This window comes from Deefgea chitinilytica, assembly GCF_016881405.1.
Lineage (GTDB): Bacteria > Pseudomonadota > Gammaproteobacteria > Burkholderiales > Chitinibacteraceae > Deefgea > Deefgea chitinilytica.
The window spans coordinates 82,116-98,672 of the sequence record NZ_WOFE01000011.1 but is presented as its reverse complement, the minus strand read 5'-3'; the positions used below and the strand labels follow the sequence as shown (position 1 = coordinate 98,672).

The 16,557-nt window shown below is 47.9% G+C and carries 17 protein-coding genes; 12 read left to right on the top strand and 5 right to left on the bottom strand.

Annotated features, from left to right (window positions below):
• Window positions 1–152 precede the first annotated feature (152 nt).
• From GM173_RS14965 to GM173_RS14930, 8 genes are all read left to right on the top strand, one after another.
• Complete coding sequence (locus GM173_RS14965; RefSeq protein ID WP_373309390.1) at window positions 153–656, top strand: adenylyltransferase/cytidyltransferase family protein; 504 nt, start codon at window positions 153–155, stop codon at window positions 654–656.
• A gap of 5 nt (window positions 657–661) precedes the next feature.
• Complete coding sequence (locus GM173_RS14960; protein WP_203572191.1) at window positions 662–1,966, top strand: mechanosensitive ion channel family protein; 1,305 nt, start codon at window positions 662–664, stop codon at window positions 1,964–1,966.
• A gap of 76 nt (window positions 1,967–2,042) precedes the next feature.
• Window positions 2,043–3,227, top strand: coding sequence for a DesA family fatty acid desaturase (locus GM173_RS14955; RefSeq protein WP_203572190.1), 1,185 nt, complete (start codon window positions 2,043–2,045; stop codon window positions 3,225–3,227).
• Between the two features lie 72 nt (window positions 3,228–3,299).
• On the top strand, window positions 3,300–3,650 hold the full coding sequence (locus GM173_RS14950) for a RidA family protein (protein ID WP_203572189.1): 351 nt from the start codon (window positions 3,300–3,302) through the stop codon (window positions 3,648–3,650).
• A gap of 42 nt (window positions 3,651–3,692) precedes the next feature.
• Window positions 3,693–4,760 carry a glycoside hydrolase family 18 protein gene (locus GM173_RS14945; protein WP_203572188.1) on the top strand — a complete coding sequence of 356 codons (1,068 nt, stop codon included), beginning with the start codon at window positions 3,693–3,695 and terminating at the stop codon, window positions 4,758–4,760.
• Between the two features lie 120 nt (window positions 4,761–4,880).
• Window positions 4,881–5,363 carry a methylated-DNA--[protein]-cysteine S-methyltransferase gene (locus GM173_RS14940; protein WP_203572187.1) on the top strand — a complete coding sequence of 161 codons (483 nt, stop codon included), beginning with the start codon at window positions 4,881–4,883 and terminating at the stop codon, window positions 5,361–5,363.
• Window positions 5,353–6,285 (top strand): site-specific tyrosine recombinase XerD, encoded by a 933-nt coding sequence (gene xerD, locus GM173_RS14935; protein ID WP_239078545.1) that lies wholly within the window; start codon window positions 5,353–5,355, stop codon window positions 6,283–6,285. Before GM173_RS14940 ends, xerD begins: the two co-directional genes overlap by 11 nt.
• Window positions 6,286–6,362: 77 nt before the next feature.
• On the top strand, window positions 6,363–7,181 hold the full coding sequence (locus GM173_RS14930; RefSeq protein ID WP_203572186.1) for a mechanosensitive ion channel family protein: 819 nt from the start codon (window positions 6,363–6,365) through the stop codon (window positions 7,179–7,181).
• A 63-nt stretch (window positions 7,182–7,244) separates the two neighbouring features.
• Here the strand turns inward: GM173_RS14930 and clpA are convergent, their stop codons facing one another.
• Window positions 7,245–9,509, bottom strand: coding sequence for an ATP-dependent Clp protease ATP-binding subunit ClpA (gene clpA / locus GM173_RS14925; RefSeq protein WP_203572185.1), 2,265 nt, complete (start codon window positions 9,507–9,509; stop codon window positions 7,245–7,247).
• Window positions 9,506–9,817, bottom strand: a complete 312-nt coding sequence (gene clpS, locus GM173_RS14920) for an ATP-dependent Clp protease adapter ClpS (RefSeq protein WP_203572184.1) — start codon at window positions 9,815–9,817, stop codon at window positions 9,506–9,508. Before clpS ends, clpA begins: the two co-directional genes overlap by 4 nt.
• Window positions 9,818–10,057: 240 nt before the next feature.
• Between clpS and GM173_RS14915 the strand changes: the two genes are divergently transcribed.
• The gene (locus tag GM173_RS14915; protein WP_203572183.1) at window positions 10,058–10,261 is read left to right on the top strand and encodes a cold-shock protein; all 204 of its coding nucleotides are present in this window, start codon (window positions 10,058–10,060) and stop codon (window positions 10,259–10,261) included.
• 263 nt (window positions 10,262–10,524) lie between these two features.
• Here GM173_RS14915 and icd read toward each other — a convergent pair whose 3' ends face one another.
• The gene (gene icd, locus GM173_RS14910; RefSeq protein ID WP_203572182.1) at window positions 10,525–11,748 is read right to left on the bottom strand and encodes an NADP-dependent isocitrate dehydrogenase; all 1,224 of its coding nucleotides are present in this window, start codon (window positions 11,746–11,748) and stop codon (window positions 10,525–10,527) included.
• A 133-nt stretch (window positions 11,749–11,881) separates the two neighbouring features.
• On the opposite strand from icd, the gene GM173_RS14905 reads away from it, so the two are divergent.
• From GM173_RS14905 to GM173_RS14895, 3 genes are all read left to right on the top strand, one after another.
• Window positions 11,882–12,511, top strand: a complete 630-nt coding sequence (locus GM173_RS14905; protein WP_203572181.1) for a pseudouridine synthase — start codon at window positions 11,882–11,884, stop codon at window positions 12,509–12,511.
• Between the two features lie 156 nt (window positions 12,512–12,667).
• The gene (locus GM173_RS14900; RefSeq protein ID WP_203572180.1) at window positions 12,668–13,573 is read left to right on the top strand and encodes a pseudouridine synthase; all 906 of its coding nucleotides are present in this window, start codon (window positions 12,668–12,670) and stop codon (window positions 13,571–13,573) included.
• A gap of 746 nt (window positions 13,574–14,319) precedes the next feature.
• The gene (locus tag GM173_RS14895) at window positions 14,320–14,976 is read left to right on the top strand and encodes a DVUA0089 family protein (RefSeq protein ID WP_203572179.1); all 657 of its coding nucleotides are present in this window, start codon (window positions 14,320–14,322) and stop codon (window positions 14,974–14,976) included.
• Between the two features lie 446 nt (window positions 14,977–15,422).
• Here GM173_RS14895 and GM173_RS14890 read toward each other — a convergent pair whose 3' ends face one another.
• Both GM173_RS14890 and GM173_RS14885 read right to left on the bottom strand, forming a co-directional pair.
• Window positions 15,423–15,959, bottom strand: a complete 537-nt coding sequence (locus GM173_RS14890; RefSeq protein ID WP_203572178.1) for a DUF924 family protein — start codon at window positions 15,957–15,959, stop codon at window positions 15,423–15,425.
• A gap of 19 nt (window positions 15,960–15,978) precedes the next feature.
• Complete coding sequence (locus GM173_RS14885) at window positions 15,979–16,551, bottom strand: hypothetical protein (protein WP_203572177.1); 573 nt, start codon at window positions 16,549–16,551, stop codon at window positions 15,979–15,981.
• Window positions 16,552–16,557: the final 6 nt, after the last annotated feature.

The following is a 16,557-nucleotide window of genomic DNA, read 5'->3' as shown; positions in this document are numbered from 1 at the left end:
GGCGTGGGTATTGCTTGCTAAGCATTGATTGAAAAGGCTTTTGAAGCAATACTAGTGCACGGTGATATTTCCTTGGTGCTTTACTGATGGATTGAGTTAGTATTTAAACTCTTCAGCTTAGTGATGATATGAATTGAATTGGGTGTAAAGAAATGCAAACTGAATTGTCGCTCTACCCGATGCCTGATTTTGAAAAGAAAATCTGTGATCCTGCGCAGTTAATACAGCGAATAAGCGATTTGCCACGTCCGCTTGTTTTTACCAATGGTTGTTTTGATATTTTGCATCGTGGACATGTAACCTATTTGGCGCAGGCGCGCGCTCAGGGGGCTGCTTTGGTGGTGGCTTTGAATACTGATGGCTCGGTGAGACGGCTTGGCAAAGGCGATGATCGCCCGGTGAATTCATTATTAAATCGTGCAGCAGTTATGGCGAGTTTAGCTTCGGTTGATATGGTGACTTGGTTTGATGCAGATACGCCATTTGAATTAATTGAATTAATAAAACCTGAGATATTAGTGAAAGGCGGCGATTGGTCGGTTGAGGCGATTGTTGGTAGTAAAGAAACAATGGCTCGTGGTGGCGTTGTACATTCAATTCCATTCTTGTTTGATACATCAACGACTAAAACTTTAAATAAAATTCGGGGTAAATAATTGTTATGGTTATTGAACAACATAATTTATTGGCGAAACTGATTCAGGATATTAATGAGTATGGTGTTTTTCACCCGCAATTTTTAATCCAGGGTGCTTTATTGTTGATTTGTTGGAGTGGCGCGTATTGGTTTTCGCGCTCTTTATTAAAGCAATATCATGGGCAAACGGTGAAATGGAAAGTCGGCGAGGATGGCATTCGGCGTGTCTTATTTCCTGTGCTTGCCTTGATTTTGGTGAGTTTTGCCAACCTGGTATTGCATTTAATAGAAGGTAGAACCAATTCATTATTGCGCGTTGCTAACTTATTAATGCTGGCAATGGTCAATATTCGTATTTTGGTTTATCTGCTGCGGCTTGCATTTGATGGCTCAGATTGGGTTAAACAAAGCGAGAAGTATATTGCAGGTAGTATTTGGGTTGCTTATGTATTGTATGTTGTAGGTATCTTGCCTGAGGTTATGGAGGTCTTAGACTCTTTAAGCTTTAATGCTGGGCCGATTCATATTTCGGTATTAACGGTCATTCAGGGCTTATTGTCAGTTGGGGTCACGCTGTTATTGGCTATGTGGGTGGGGCGTTTGCTTGAACAGCGCTTAATGTCTGCTAGTTTGATGGATATGAATGTACGTGTCGTGCTTGTTAAAGTGATGCGTTCATTGCTAATTGTATTGGCGGTACTTGCTTCTTTGGCGATGGTTGGAATCGATCTAACTGTGTTGTCGGTTTTCGGTGGCGCTTTAGGTGTTGGTCTCGGTTTTGGTTTGCAAAAAATTGCTTCGAATTATGTTTCAGGCTTTATTATTTTGCTCGATCGCTCGGTGAAACTAGGCGATGTGATTGCGGTTGATAATCGGCAAGGGGTGATTAGCAAATTAACTTCACGATATGTTGTGCTTAAAGCCCCAGATGGTACTGAGTCATTGGTGCCGAATGAAACATTAATCACTTCAACGGTAGTCAATAACTCTTACTATGAGCGTTCAATTTGGATTGGATTGCCTGTTCAAATTGCGTACAGCTCAGATCTTGAAATGGTGATGAAATTATTGCCTACGGTGACTTTAGGTAATGAGCGTATTTTGCAAGATCCTGCGCCGGGGGTCATGATTTTGGCTTTTGCGGATAATGGGATTAATTTGACTTTAGGCTTCTGGTTGAAAGACCCAGAAAATGGTCAAGGTGGATTACGGTCTGATTTATATTTAAAAATTTGGCAATTATTTAAACAGCATGGGATCGAAATTCCATACCCTCGACGGGATATTACGATCTTACCCAGCCCTGCAGCGCAGCACTCTGTCAGTTAAGTCGCTCAAAGGTATGGAATCTGAGTAAAATCTGCTTTTATAGTGCGCTGTAGGTAATGTACGAAGGATGAATGGTATGGAATGGTTAAATGGCCTGATAGATCTGCCATGGTGGGGTTATGTACTGGTGATGCTGCTGCTGACGCATATGACGATTGCGTCAGTGACTATTTTCTTGCATCGCCATCAGGCGCATCGGGCTTTGGATTTACATCCGGTTGTAAGTCATTTTTTCCGCTTCTGGCTGTGGCTGACCACGGCGCAGGTGACTAAAGAATGGGCCGCAATTCATCGTAAGCACCATGCTAAGTGTGAAACAGCAGAAGACCCGCATAGCCCGCAAATTTTCGGTATTAAGAAAGTTTTCTGGGAGGGCTGGGAGCTCTATCGGACAGAAGCCGCAAGACCAGAGACGATGCAAAAATATGGGCATGGTACCCCTGATGATTGGCTAGAGCGTAAGCTGTATTCTCCACACGCAAGTTGGGGGCCTGTTTTGATGGCTGTCATTGATTTGGTTTTGTTTGGCGCCAATGGGATTTGGATTTGGGCGATGCAAATGTTGTGGATTCCAGTGACCGCCGCGGGTGTGATTAATGGGATCGGTCATTATTGGGGATATCGCAACTTTGAAACTGAGGATGCGTCGACCAATATCATGCCGTGGGGGATTTTGATTGGCGGTGAAGAACTGCACAATAATCATCACACCTTTGGTACTTCGGCAAAATTGTCTTATAAGTGGTTTGAGTTTGATATTGGCTGGTTGTACATTCGCATCTTGTCGGCATTCGGTTTGGCGAAAGTTAGAAAAGTAGCGCCTAAATTAGTAATTGCACAAACCCGCCCAGTTTTGGATGAATCATTGCTACAAGCGATTATTGCCAATCGTTATGCGATTGCAGCTAATTATGCGCGTACCTTGAAAGCCACAGTGGCGCAAGAAATTGAGCAATTGTCAGCCAGTGCATGTTTGCCAACGGTTAATTTTGATATTGCGAAGCGAATGAAGGTGTGGCTCAAGCAAGACGCCAAAGACACCTCGGCCAGTGATAAAATTCAACTTGAATTGATTCTTGCACAAAGTAAGGTGCTGGCGCAGGTTTACCAAATGCGACAAGAACTAACCCGAATTTGGGAGCGCTCAAGCTTGAATCGTCACGAGCTAGTTATCCAGTTACAAGATTGGTGCGCGCGTGCCGAAGCGAGTGGTATTCAATCCTTGCGTGAATTTTCACTACGTTTACGTGCCGTCGCTTAATTGCAATTTAAACGTTAATGTTTCAACATCAAGGCGAGCCACCGGTTCGCCTTTTTATTTGGGGAGTGTGTGATGTCTTCTATTCAGCGTTATCACGTTGGTCCACGGTTATGCGAAACCGTCGTGCACAATAATACAGTGTATTTGGCTGGGCAAATTGCAGAGGATTTGAGTAAAGATGCCCTGGGGCAGACCGTAGAAGTTTTGGCTTGTATTGACCGCTTACTGGCAGAGGTTGGTTCTGATAAAAGTAAAATTTTGCAGGTCACCATTTTTGTTGCCGATATGGCCGATTATGATGCAATGAACCTTGCTTGGAGTGAATGGGTGCCACAAGGGCATACCCCAGCTCGAGCAACTGTGCAGGCCAAATTGGCTGATCCCGCATATAAAGTTGAAATGACCGTGATCGCCGCATTGTGAGCAAGGTGCTGAGCAGCTAGGTCGTAATTTTACGAGGTATGTATGGCTTCAATTGTATTGGCGTATTTAGCAACGTGGCAACCGTGTGATCTACAGCGGATTCCGGTCGAAAAATTAACGCATCTTTGCTATGCCTTTGCCAAGGTGCAGGACGGTGAGATTGTGCCACAAGGCTCGAGTGATCCGAGCATGAGTAATGAAGCCTACTGCCAGCATCTCAGTGAACAATTGCGACAGCTTAAGCAGCGTAATCCAGATTTACAGCTATTAATTTCTGTCGGGGGCTGGAGTGCTGATGGTTTTTCTGATGCGGCTGTCAGCCCTGAATCTCGCGACAAGTTAGCTAGATCAGCTATCGAATTTATTCAAAAGTATCAATTTGATGGTGTTGATTTAGATTGGGAATATCCCAGCAACGATATGGCAGGAATTAAAGCGCGGGCAGCAGACAAACAGAACTTCACTTTGCTGCTCAAAGCTTTGCGGCAACAATTAAATTCAGCTGCGCAGCGGTTGCAGCGAGCCTCTTATCTACTGACCATCGCAGCAGGTGCGGGGCAATATTATCTGGATGGCGTAGAAATTCAAAAAGTCGCCGAACAGTGCGATTTTATTAATTTGATGACTTATGACTTTTATAATGGCTGGGCCACGCGAGCCGGTCACCATGCGAATTTATACCGTGCAAGCCACGATCCCGACGCCGACAGTGCAGATCATGCCGTGCAATTGTATCTAGCCAATGGAATACGCCCCGAGCAATTGGTGTTGGGTTGTCCGTTTTATGGCCGTAGCTTGCGTGGAGTCGGTGCCACGGGCTTAGGTGCTGCTGGCCAGCCAAAGACGAATGGTACCTATAGTTATCTGGAGATTGTCACCGAGCTGTTGCCCAGTGGGCGTTACACTCGGCACTGGGATGATCAAGCTCGGGTGCCGTGGTTATTTGATGGTGATGAATTCATTAGTTATGAAGACCCAGAGTCGATCGCAGGCAAAGGGGAGTACGTCAAGCAACATGGTTTAGCTGGGGCTATGTTTTGGGAATACACCGAAGATCCGTCGCATGCTTTACTTGATGCTTTATATCTAAGCCTGCAAAACGAAATGTGATATTGCGTGTGGCTATCTAAGAGTTAATTGCCTGCAGGTATAGTAAACATATGCTAGGTATTTAATTGTAGTCATTATTATAAATGGTCTTTAGCAATATACCTAATAAGGATAGTGTCGATGCAATCAATCTCTCGTGCCATTATTGCGACTCCATTTGGCCGTTTAGGCCTCTCGGTGGCAGCAGAGCAATTAACGGCAGTTGATTTTCTGCCTGCTGATACCGCATTGCTGCGTGCAAGTCATCCATTACTTAGCGAGGCCGAGCGGCAAATTTCGGCTTATTTTAAGCATCCCAACTTTGTGTTTGACTTACCGTATCAACTGACTGGTACCGCACATCAGCTCAAGGTTTGGGAGGCGATTGCGCAAATTCCAGCGGGAAAAGTGCAGAGTTATGCCCATATTGCCACGCAGATTGAGTCGGCGCCACGGGCGATTGGTGGCGCTTGTGGACGAAATCCGCTGCCGATTATTATTCCTTGTCACCGAGTGGTGGCTGCAAAAGGCCTGGGTGGCTTTAATGCAAATCGAAACGGCCTAGATTGGCTGCCGATTAAGCGCTGGCTATTGCGGCATGAGGGCGTTGTGTATGCCGATTGAACGGGCGGCAATGAGCGCAGTCGCCGATAGCGAATTAACGCTGATTAATCAGTTTTTAGATTTGATTTGGCTCGATGATGGCTTGTCCATCAACACCATTGAAAGTTATCGGCGGGATTTAAGTATTTGGGCGCATTGGCTGCAAGCAGAAACCCGGCAGACTTTGCTAACCGCTGATCGTGATGCGGTGCAAGCGTTTATGGCGAGGCAGTCGCGTGATATGAAGGCGGCTACGTTGGCGCGGCGAATGGCCAGTTTGCGGAAATTTTATCGGCATGCCGTGCTCAATGGACAAATTACCGTTGATCCCTGTGCTGAATTAAGTTCGCCACGGCGGGTTCGGCCACTGCCTAAGGCCTTGTCAGAGGATCGGATCGAAGCCTTATTGGCAGCGCCTGATTTAGAGACGGCAGCGGGTATCAGAGATCGAGCAATGCTTGAATTGATGTATGCCACGGGTTTACGCGTGACCGAGTTGGTGACATTGTCGGTACACGAAGTGTATTTGCGCGAAAAATATGTGCGCGTTGTAAATGGTAAAGGTGGCAAACAGCGCTTAGTGCCAATTGGCGATTGGGCTGCTGATTGGTTAACTCGATATTTAAGTGAATCACGCCTGCTGTTGCTCAAGCAAGCGAGTGAGAGTTGTTTGTTTATTAATCAGCGCGGTGAACCGCTGACGCGACAAGGGTGCTGGTACATTATTAAGCAATACGCCGAATTGGCACAAATCCCTGCTCAATTACTCAGTCCGCACGTTTTGCGACATGCGTTTGCTACGCATTTACTCAACCACGGTGCGGATTTGCGCGTGGTGCAAATGCTGCTGGGCCATTCCGATATTACAACGACGCAAATATACACGCAGATTGCGGCGGCTCGATTAAAGTCTTTACATCAAACACATCATCCCCGCGGTTAAAAGTTCAGTTTTTAATATGAATCGGGTAAGCTTGGCTTGCCGTCAAATTCATGACGTTTAACTTTGGGAGATCATTAATGATAGATGCAACGCTACTGTCGAAGTATCAAGATATCGCTGTGGGCTATGTGGCTCAATTTGGCGTCACCATTTTGGCGAGTATTGCTTTTTGGGTGATTGGTCGCTGGCTCATCGGCTTAGTGGTTCGTTTTGTGCAAGCAGGCTTGACCAAACAGAAAGTCGATCCAACCGTATTGCGTTATGTCGGCTCGGCAGTCACAGTGCTGTTGAATGTGCTGCTCGTCATTGGTATTTTGGGTTATGTCGGTATTCAAACGACGACGTTTGCTGCGCTACTTGCCGCTGTCGGTTTGGCGGTCGGTATGGCGTGGTCTGGCCTCTTGGCTAATTTTGCGGGTGGTGCATTCCTCATCGTGCTACGCCCATTCAAAGTGGGTGACATGATTACTGCTGGTGGCGTAACTGGTGTCGTGCACGAAGTCGGTTTATTTGCATCGACTATCATGACGCCAGACAATATTCTGACTGTGGTTGGTAACAATAAGATTTTTACTGACAACATTATGAATTACACTGCAACGCCTTACCGCCGGGTTGATTTGAAAGCCCAATTGTCGGGTGCGGCAGACGTACATCAAGCGATCGCGCTGCTTAAAGAAAACATCGCCAAAATTCCAAATGTGGCGACTGAGCCTGCGGTTGATGTGGAAATTTTAGAATTCCAATTGGTCGGTCCGGTATTGGCTGTGCGTCCGTATTGCCATAACGATCACTACTGGCAAGTGTATTTCGATACCAATAAAGCGATTTTGGCGACCTTGTCGGCATTCCCTGCGCCAACGCCATCTCAAGTGGTGGTCGTAAAACAAAACTAAGTTTTAAGTGTTCAGTCATAAAAAAGCCCCGCGACTGCGGGGCTTTTTGTTTATCGCCGGGTATCAGGCGGTAGCCTTTTCAAGCTCTGGCAATTGCAGCAATACCTTGCCGTCTTTGTCGATATCAATTGTTACTTCACCACCGCTCACTAAGCGCCCAAATAGCAATTCATCAGCCAGCGCCTTGCGAATGGTATCTTGAATCAAACGCGCCATCGGGCGAGCACCCATTTGTGGATCGAAGCCATGCTTGGCGAGATAATCTTTCAGTGCATCAGTGAAGTGCGCTTCGACTTTTTTCTCGTGCAGTTGCGCTTCGAGTTGCATCAAGAATTTATCCACGACTTGCAGAATGATTTCGTGCGTCAATGAGGCAAACGGGATAATCGCATCGATCCGGTTGCGGAATTCAGGCGTAAACATGCGCTTGATTTCTTGCATCTCATCACCGACTTCTTTTTTGCTGGTAAAGCCAATCGACGATTTATTGAGCATTTCAGCGCCGGCGTTAGTCGTCATAATAATCACCACATTGCGAAAATCAGCTTTGCGGCCATTATTGTCAGTCAGCGTGCCGTGATCCATTACTTGCAATAACACGTTGTAAATATCTGGATGCGCTTTTTCGATTTCGTCGAGCAGCAAAATCGAGTAGGGGTGTTTGTTCACTGCTTCAGTGAGCAAGCCGCCTTGTTCATAGCCAACATAGCCCGGAGGCGCACCGATTAAACGGCTTACCGCATGGCGCTCCATGTATTCGGACATATCAAAGCGAATCAATTCAATGCCCATCGTAAACGCCAATTGCCGCGCGACTTCGGTTTTGCCGACGCCAGTTGGGCCAGAAAACAAGAATGAGCCAATCGGTTTAAGCGGGTTGCCCAAGCCGGCACGCGCCATTTTGATCGACGTGGCGAGTACTTCAATCGCTTTTTCTTGGCCAAACACGACATTGCGTAAATCGCGTTCTAGCGTTTTCAGTGTGTCTTTATCGTTGCTCGACACTGATTTCGGTGGAATCCGGGCGATTTTCGAAATAATGTCCTCGATCTCGCCTTTGCCAATGGTTTTCTTTTGTTTCGAGCGTGGCAAGATTTTTTGTGCCGCACCGGCTTCGTCAATCACATCAATCGCTTTGTCGGGCAAGTGACGGTCGTTAATGTATTTGGCCGACAGTTCTGCAGCTGTAGTTAACGCCGCTTGTGTGTATTTGACTCCGTGATGTTGCTCGAATTTTTCTTTCAAACCTTTAAGGATCTCAATGGTTTGCTCGATACTTGGCTCTGGCACATCGATTTTTTGGAAGCGGCGCGACAGGGCATTGTCTTTCTCAAAAATGCCGCGATACTCGCTATATGTGGTCGCACCGATGCATTTGAGCGTACCGTTGGACAGCGCAGGCTTGAGTAGGTTGGATGCATCGAGCGTACCGCCCGAAGCGGCACCTGCACCAACTAGCGTATGGATTTCATCAATGAAGAGAATGGCGTTGCGCTCTTCGCCCAATTGCTTGATAACGGCTTTCAGGCGCTGCTCAAAATCTCCGCGGTATTTGGTGCCAGCCAAGAGCGCACCCATGTCCAGCGTGTATACCGTCGCATCTGCTAAGATGTCAGGTACTTCGCCTTCGACGATGCTGCGTGCCAAACCTTCCGCAATCGCAGTTTTACCCACGCCAGCTTCGCCAACTAATAGGGGATTGTTTTTGCGACGGCGGCAAAGGATTTGGATTACACGCTCAAGCTCAGCATCCCGGCCAATCAATGGATCGATTTTACCGGCCAGCGCTTGCTCGTTCATATTTTGCGTATAGCTATCGAGTGCTTTACCCGCATTACTTTCGCCTTCGCCGTCTTCAGAGGGCTCAGAGCGGGGTGTAGCAGGTTGGCTGCTGGCCGATTTGCTAATGCCGTGCGCAATATAATTGACCACATCAAGCCGGGTAATACCTTGTTGATGCAAGAAATACACCGCATGGCTGTCTTTTTCACCAAAAATTGCCACGAGTACATTCGCGCCGGTGACTTCTTTTTTACCCGACGATTGAACATGCAGGATCGCACGTTGGATGACGCGCTGAAATCCTATAGTCGGCTGCGTTTCAACTTCGGCGGTGCCGGAAACGACAGGGGTGTGCTCGGTGACAAAGTCGCTGAGTTGGCGGCGTAATTCGTCTAAATTTGCCCCGCAAGCCTTAATCACTTCGATTGCTGAGGGGTTGTCGAGTAGCGCCAGCAGCAGGTGTTCCACGGTAATATACTCGTGGCGTTTTTGCCGTGCGTCCATGAAAGCCATATGTAGGCTGACTTCGAGTTCTTGGGCGATCATTGGTTCACCTCCATAATACATTGCAACGGATGCTGGTGCGCCCGAGCGTACTGCGTAACTTCGGCCACTTTGGTGGCTGCGATATCTTTGGGATAAATCCCGCAAATGCCGCGACCTTCGGTGTGGACTTTTAACATAACTTGGTTGGCCTGTTCACCGGCCATCCCGAAATAGTGCTGCAACACGTCAACGACAAAGTCCATCGGGGTGTAGTCGTCATTCAGAAGGACGACTTGCCACATGGGCGGCGGGGTTGTGCGTACTGCTGAATCTTTTAACTGCGTGTCATTTTGATGCTGGATCGCCATTGGTTTTGTCTTTTCCTCACTTAACTTTATATTTGGCGCTCACAGTGAATTTTTCAAGCGTGAATGCAATACCACAGTGTGCCGTGTATCTTTTATTTTCGCTTGACCGAAACAGTCAAAATGGCGTAAAAAGTTATACATGTTTGTTGTGGACCTATCTATGGCAAACCGGTTTACCGATTTTCTATTCTAGTTTGATCGGCAATTTATTTATATTTTTGTTTTCAGGATGTCCTCGACATGGCATTAGGTACTGTTAAGTGGTTCAATGATTCTAAAGGCTTTGGCTTTATTACTCCAGATGCAGGCGGCGAAGATCTTTTCGCTCACTTCTCTGCGATCAACATGCCAGGCTTTAAAACTTTGAAAGAAGGCCAACGCGTTTCTTTCGACGTTACTCAAGGTCAAAAAGGTCAGCAAGCTGCGAATATCCAAGCTGCTTAATTTTTACTTTAAGTAAAAAGTCCTAACCCGCTTCGGCGGGTTTTTTATTGCCTGCTTTCTCTTGTTATCGACTATTTTCAGCTGAAAATGAAAAAACCCCGTTAATAAACGGGGTTTTTTATCATGTAGCTGATTGACGTGATTAATCGAAAGATCAGCGGCGAATCAGTGCAAAAGTTTTTTGGCAAGGCGTCGATGCCAAAGACAGTACATCAAGTACGGCGAGGCAAGACAACGCAGCGAAAAGACTTTTGCTTTTTGCTTTACATGCGTTCGATCATTGCTTTACCGAATGCAGAGCAAGACACTTCTTGCGCGTCGTCCATCAGACGGGCGAAGTCGTAAGTCACGATCTTGTCTTGGATCGCTTTGCCCATAGCTTCGATGATCTTGTCAGCTGCTTCAGTCCAGCCCATGTGGCGCAACATCATTTCAGCAGACAGAATCAGTGAACCTGGGTTTACTTTGTCTTGGCCTGCGTATTTCGGTGCAGTACCGTGTGTCGCTTCAAAGCACGCTACGTTGTCAGACAAGTTCGCGCCTGGAGCGATACCGATACCACCCACTTCTGCCGCCAGAGCGTCAGAAATGTAGTCGCCGTTCAGGTTCAGGGTAGCGATCACGTCGTAGTCAGCTGGACGCAACAAGATTTGTTGCAAGAACGCGTCAGCGATCACGTCTTTGATTACGATGCCGTTTGGCAATTGCAACCATGGGCCGCCGTCGATCTCAACGCCGCCGAATTCGTTTTTAGCGAGTTCGTAGCCCCAAGTGCGGAACATACCTTCGGTGAACTTCATGATGTTACCTTTGTGAACCAAGGTAACGCTTTTACGGTTGTTGTCGATTGCGTATTGAATCGCTTTGCGTACCAGACGCTCAGTACCTTCTTTCGATACTGGCTTGATACCGATGCTTGAGCTCTCTGGGAAGCGGATCTTGTTCACGCCCATTTCTTTTTGCAAGAACTCGATCACTTTTTTCGCGCCTTCAGAATGGGCGTCCCATTCGATACCGGCGTAGATGTCTTCAGTGTTTTCACGGAAGATCACCATGTCTACGAGGTCTGGGCGTTTAACTGGTGAAGGAACACCGTCGAAGTAACGCACAGGGCGCAAGCAAACATACAGATCCAGGTTTTGACGCAAAGCCACGTTCAATGAACGGATACCGCCGCCAACTGGTGTAGCCAATGGGCCTTTGATCGATACCACGTATTCTTTCAGTGCATCGAGGGTTTCTTGTGGCAGGTAAGAGCCATCCGCGTACAATTTAGACGCTTTCTCGCCGCAGTAGATTTCCATCCAGTGGATTTTACGGTCATCGCCGTAGCATTTTTTAACCGCTGCATCGACCACGTCGATCATCACCGGGGTGATATCCACACCAATACCATCACCCTCGATAAACGGGATGATTGGGTTGTTTGGCGTTGCTAGGTTAGGAACGATCTTTTCGCCCCCTTGTGGGACTTTGATTAGACTCATCGGGCACACCTGTGAAATCAGTGGTTAAAAACTTTCACCGCAATTGATTAATAATTTTTGTCGCAGCGAAAAAACGCACTATTATCACAGGTTTGCAGCCATTCTGCCAAGATTTACTGAACAAACTGTTGCCATGCCTAAATTGATTTTATTGAATAAGCCTTATGGCGTGATTTGCCAGTTTTCCCCCAGCCCACCGCACCAGTGTTTGGCCGATTATGTGCCGATCAAAGATGTTTACCCCGCGGGGCGGCTTGATACCGATTCTGAAGGCCTATTACTGCTGACCGACAACGGCCCTTTGCAGCACAAAATTACCGATCCCAAGCACAAACTCGTCAAAACCTACTGGGTGCAGGTGGAAGGTATTCCGGATGACGCTGCGCTGCAAGCATTGCGCGCGGGGGGCTTGGATTTGGGCGATTTCAAAACCTTGCCAGCTGAGGCGCGCCTCATTGAGCAGCCCGAAATAGTCTGGCCGCGCTTGCCGCCGATACGCGAGCGCGCTGCGATACCAACGAGCTGGTTAGAAATTAAAATTTCCGAGGGAAAAAACCGCCAAGTGCGTCGGATGACGGCAAAGGTTGGGTATCCGACGCTACGCCTTATTCGCTATGCGATAGGTGGCTATACGATTGATGGTATTGAGTTGGGGCAGATGCGGACCATCACCGTTGCGCCAGTGCATGTACCGAACCCCAATCCGAAACCCGCTGGCAGACCGAAACAACGCGGCCGCCGTGGGCCGAATAAAGTACGTTAAAAGCAGAACCTATTTTGTCCACGAAATACACGAAAAGACACGAAAAAACTAAGACTACGGCCAATGCCATTGAGCTTAAGGATGAATGCATTTGGCTTGGCCTTGGTTCGTGTTTTTCGTGGATCCCGATTTTGATGTTGTTTTGAGATTTTACTCATGGCTAAACCCATCGCCCCGATTCCGCATAAAGGCGGCATTGCGCCGAGTTTTGTCGGCCTGCCGCAAGGCGATTGGCCACTGATTTTGGATTTTTTAATTCATCGTTTTCCGCATGTCGCGGCTGATGATATTTGCGGTCGCTTGCTGCGTGGCGAAGTGGTCGATGAAGTCGGCAATCCTTATCGCGTGGATTCACCCTACCGCGCCGGCACCGTGCTCTGGTACTACCGCCCGCAGCCCGAGCCGCTGACTGTGCCGTTTGCCGAGCATATTTTGTATCAAGACGAGGTGTTGCTCGTCGTCGATAAACCGCATTTCTTGCCGGTCGCGCCCGTGGGGCGTTATGCGCTGGAAAATCTGCAAACTCGTTTGCGCTTGCGTTTGAATAATCCAGAAATCACACCGCTGCATCGCCTCGATAAAGAAACCGCAGGCGTGATTTTGTTCTGCCAGAAAGCGGAGCACCGCCACGCTTATCACGGCCTGTTTGAATCACGGCAGATTCAGAAGACCTATGAGGCGATTGCAGGTTTTCGCGCTGAATTGTCGTTTCCTTGCGTGCATCGCAGCCGTATCGAATATCGCGACGATGCGTTTACGGTGCAAGAAGTCGCCGGCGAAGCCAATAGCGAAACGGCAATAGAGCTATTAGAGCGCCGTGGCGACTACGCCCATTACCGCCTCGCCCCGCACACCGGCCGCAAGCATCAATTGCGGGTGCATTTGGCGGGGCTGGGCATTCCGATTGTCAATGACGCGTGGTATCCCGAGCTGATGCCCGACAAAGGCAACGATTTTTCGTCGCCGCTGCAATTGCTCGCGCGAGCGATTGAGTTTGTTGATCCGGTGACAGGGGAGGCGAGGCGGTTTGAGAGTCAGCGGGAGTTGGCGTGGCCAACTTAGTGGGCGTTGTACTAAGCGTACTGCACCTCTGTTCTTTTAACTTGGGTCGCGCTAATGCCGCGCGGCACTTACTTTTCTTGCTTCGCCAAGAAAAGTAAGCAAAAGAAGGCGACCCTAGTATCTGCGCGGGCTACGCCCGTTCTGGCCAGAGGCCATGGGCTGCGCTAAGGCAACAAGTTGCCAAGCTGCGCCACACCTCGCTGCGGACAGCGGTTGTGGTCAAAACTCGGCCTACGGCCTCAAACATTGACCCCAAAAACCCCGCCCCGCTTGTTCCTCGCTCGGCTTGACACAAGGGATCTCGCGCATCTCAACGAGATTGGGATTTAAGTCGATGTATTGCCCGCTAGGCATTGTAAATAAAGCTCTACAATTAAATACATCAATGCCGTAGGGCGGGTTAGCCAAAGGCGTAACCCGCGAATTTGATTCCGGTATTACGAATGATAATCCTACACGGCTTTTTTGCACCGTACGCGGTGACAACTGAAGGAAAAGTTCAATCTCTAGATGGCCGGATCAATAGTTATCATAAGCAATTAAGTAGGAAAAAATTTAGAGCTTTATCAGGATTATTTTTGAAAGAAAAAAGTTCTCAACTAGGTGATGAACGGTAGTGTATATCATAAAATCCTGTTTGTTATTAAATGCTTAGCAACATAGAATGCGTCCTGAGCTTCAGGCCAATTGAAATCAAAATATGGCTACAGCAAACCAACACAATAACCGATGCATGGAGACAAAACATGATTAAAACCCTCGTTACTTCTTTGCTACTTGCAGCCAGTTTCTCTGCTTCTGCTGCCGCCAATAACTATGAAGACAGCACTTTAAATAATACTTTTGATTCCGCAGTTAATTTGAATCCTTTCTTTGGAAAGGGCTTCAGCGCTGATATTGGGGATTCCGCGGGGAACAATACGTCAGGTTCAGCGCCATGGGTATCAGTGAACGGTCGCGGGAATGGTGCAATTGACTACTTTAAATTCACTACGAATGCAGCGGGTCGTGTGATTGTGGATATAGACTACGCGACGTATCCAAATCCAAATGGGTTTGATAGTTTTTTAACTTTATACAATAGCTCTTTTGTAAAATTGGCTAGCAATGATGATCATTATGCTGCTGCAGGGGCGGGTGGTACATACGACTACGGCTACTCCAACTACCACAGCTTGGACAGCTTTTTGCAGTTAGAAGATCTAGCCGCTGGAACTTACTATGTGGGTGTTAGTCAATGTTGTTCGAATATTACTCCAATTCCAATTCAAAATGGCATTAAGTACACCATGCAATTACAAGCTCAGGTTGCACCAGTGCCAGAACCAGAAACCTATGCTTTGATGGGTATGGGTTTGGTCGGTTTGTTGGCCGCCCGTCGTAGTAAAGCACAAAAAGCCTAAGCGCTGATTCAGCCAATAAAATAACCCACTGCATGCAGTTCGTAGGCTGGGCTGAGTCGAATGAAGCCCAACGTTTACCGCGATTGTTGGGCTTCGCAAGCTCAGCACCAACCTACAAAACCTAAACAATTAATTTCTGTGTAATCACGATACTCATCACATCTAATGTTTTATGTATTTGCTTGTAGTCATTAATGATCAATGCTTAGCTGGCAATACATCGAAATAATTTCGCGCTCGTTGAGCTGGGGTTTTAAAACCCCTTGATATCAAGCCGACGAAGTCGGTGCAGATATAGGGTAGCCTTTAGCTTCGCAGAAACTGCGCCTTCGGCTTGTTTTCTTTTGCCCACTTTTTGCTCCGCAGAAACTTCGCTTTATTTGGCGAAGCAAAGAAAGTAAGTGCCGCGCGGCATCAGCGCGATTTTCGTTGAAATATCAAATACCTCAAAACCCCGAACCCGGCTGCTTCAAGAACTCGATTTCCTCTGGCGTCGAAACTCGACCTAAGATCGCATTGCGGTGCGGATAGCGGCCGAATTGTTCGATGATGGCTTTGTGTTTGAACTCAAAGTCCAAATTATTCTGCAAGCCATTGTCGGTATAGAGCTGTACTGCTATTTCATGAATTTGCAACGATTCGCTGTGCATGAAGGGCAAATACAAAAAGCTGCGCTCAATCGGCGTGAGCAAATCGGCGGCGCCGGCGGCAATCGCTTCTTGCGCCAAGGCTAATGCCAGCGCGTCTTGGGCGAAGGCTTGTGGCGTATCGCGGAACATATTGCGGGAAAACTGATCGAGCACGATGATTTCGGCCAGTCGCCCATGTGCGGTATCGCGCCATTCGTACAGCTCACATTGCACGGCGCGGGCGTGTAGGGCGGCAAAGCGGTCGCGGATTTGCTGATCAAACTGCGGGTCTTTCGCCCACCACTGCGCGGGGCTGATTTCTTCAAACCAAAAATTCAAGACATCATTAAACATGGGCGTGTCCTTGCGTGAATTAAAAATGCGCTTTGATTTGCAGCGCGACAAAGCCTTCGACTTGAAATGATTTCACCGTGGGCACAATAAACAGATTCATGCCGAAATGGTAGGGCGTTTCGAGCGAGGCAAATAGTCCGCCGGCAGGTACGACTGGGTAGCCTTTTTCGGTGTTTTGATAGCCGGTCAGCAGGCCACCCGCCGCGCCGAGCGAGAGATTGCCTGACTCGCTAAAATGCCATTGCAGCGGCGTCCAGCCCAGCTGTGCGTAGACCGAGGTTTGCCGAATCGAGTTGCGATACGCACCGAGCATCCAGTGCCACAGCCCGTTGCTGCGCTCGATGCCAAAGCCGGGGTTGTTTTCATTCAAGTTATCGTCAATCACCGCTTGCCGATCAAAATGGTGGGTAAGGACTGGCGTGACGAACCAAGTTTTCCACGGCTGCGCGGTGTTCATGCTACGTAAAAATTCGGGCGTGTTTTCACCAAATGCGTGATTGGGGGCAACGCTAGTTTCGGCGTGCGCCGCGCTGCACATGATCATTAGGCTGATGGGTATTGCTTTATAGAAATTACCTAATAAAGTCTTCATTCATAT

Bases quoted from the DNA above. Each gene is read 5' to 3' on its own strand.
- icd (WP_203572182.1), bottom strand. From the start codon at position 11,748: ATGAGTCTAATCAAAGTCCCACAAGGGGGCGAAAAGATCGTTCCTAAC.
- clpS (WP_203572184.1), bottom strand. From the start codon at position 9,817: ATGGCGATCCAGCATCAAAATGACACGCAGTTAAAAGATTCAGCAGTA.
- GM173_RS14905 (WP_203572181.1), top strand. From the start codon at position 11,882: ATGCCTAAATTGATTTTATTGAATAAGCCTTATGGCGTGATTTGCCAG.
- GM173_RS14900 (WP_203572180.1), top strand. From the start codon at position 12,668: ATGGCTAAACCCATCGCCCCGATTCCGCATAAAGGCGGCATTGCGCCG.
- GM173_RS14915 (WP_203572183.1), top strand. From the start codon at position 10,058: ATGGCATTAGGTACTGTTAAGTGGTTCAATGATTCTAAAGGCTTTGGC.
- GM173_RS14895 (WP_203572179.1), top strand. From the start codon at position 14,320: ATGATTAAAACCCTCGTTACTTCTTTGCTACTTGCAGCCAGTTTCTCT.
- GM173_RS14940 (WP_203572187.1), top strand. From the start codon at position 4,881: ATGCAATCAATCTCTCGTGCCATTATTGCGACTCCATTTGGCCGTTTA.
- GM173_RS14965 (WP_373309390.1), top strand. From the start codon at position 153: ATGCAAACTGAATTGTCGCTCTACCCGATGCCTGATTTTGAAAAGAAA.
- clpA (WP_203572185.1), bottom strand. From the start codon at position 9,509: ATGATCGCCCAAGAACTCGAAGTCAGCCTACATATGGCTTTCATGGAC.
- xerD (WP_239078545.1), top strand. From the start codon at position 5,353: ATGCCGATTGAACGGGCGGCAATGAGCGCAGTCGCCGATAGCGAATTA.
- GM173_RS14945 (WP_203572188.1), top strand. From the start codon at position 3,693: ATGGCTTCAATTGTATTGGCGTATTTAGCAACGTGGCAACCGTGTGAT.
- GM173_RS14960 (WP_203572191.1), top strand. From the start codon at position 662: ATGGTTATTGAACAACATAATTTATTGGCGAAACTGATTCAGGATATT.
- GM173_RS14890 (WP_203572178.1), bottom strand. From the start codon at position 15,959: ATGTTTAATGATGTCTTGAATTTTTGGTTTGAAGAAATCAGCCCCGCG.
- GM173_RS14955 (WP_203572190.1), top strand. From the start codon at position 2,043: ATGGAATGGTTAAATGGCCTGATAGATCTGCCATGGTGGGGTTATGTA.
- GM173_RS14885 (WP_203572177.1), bottom strand. From the start codon at position 16,551: ATGAAGACTTTATTAGGTAATTTCTATAAAGCAATACCCATCAGCCTA.
- GM173_RS14950 (WP_203572189.1), top strand. From the start codon at position 3,300: ATGTCTTCTATTCAGCGTTATCACGTTGGTCCACGGTTATGCGAAACC.
- GM173_RS14930 (WP_203572186.1), top strand. From the start codon at position 6,363: ATGATAGATGCAACGCTACTGTCGAAGTATCAAGATATCGCTGTGGGC.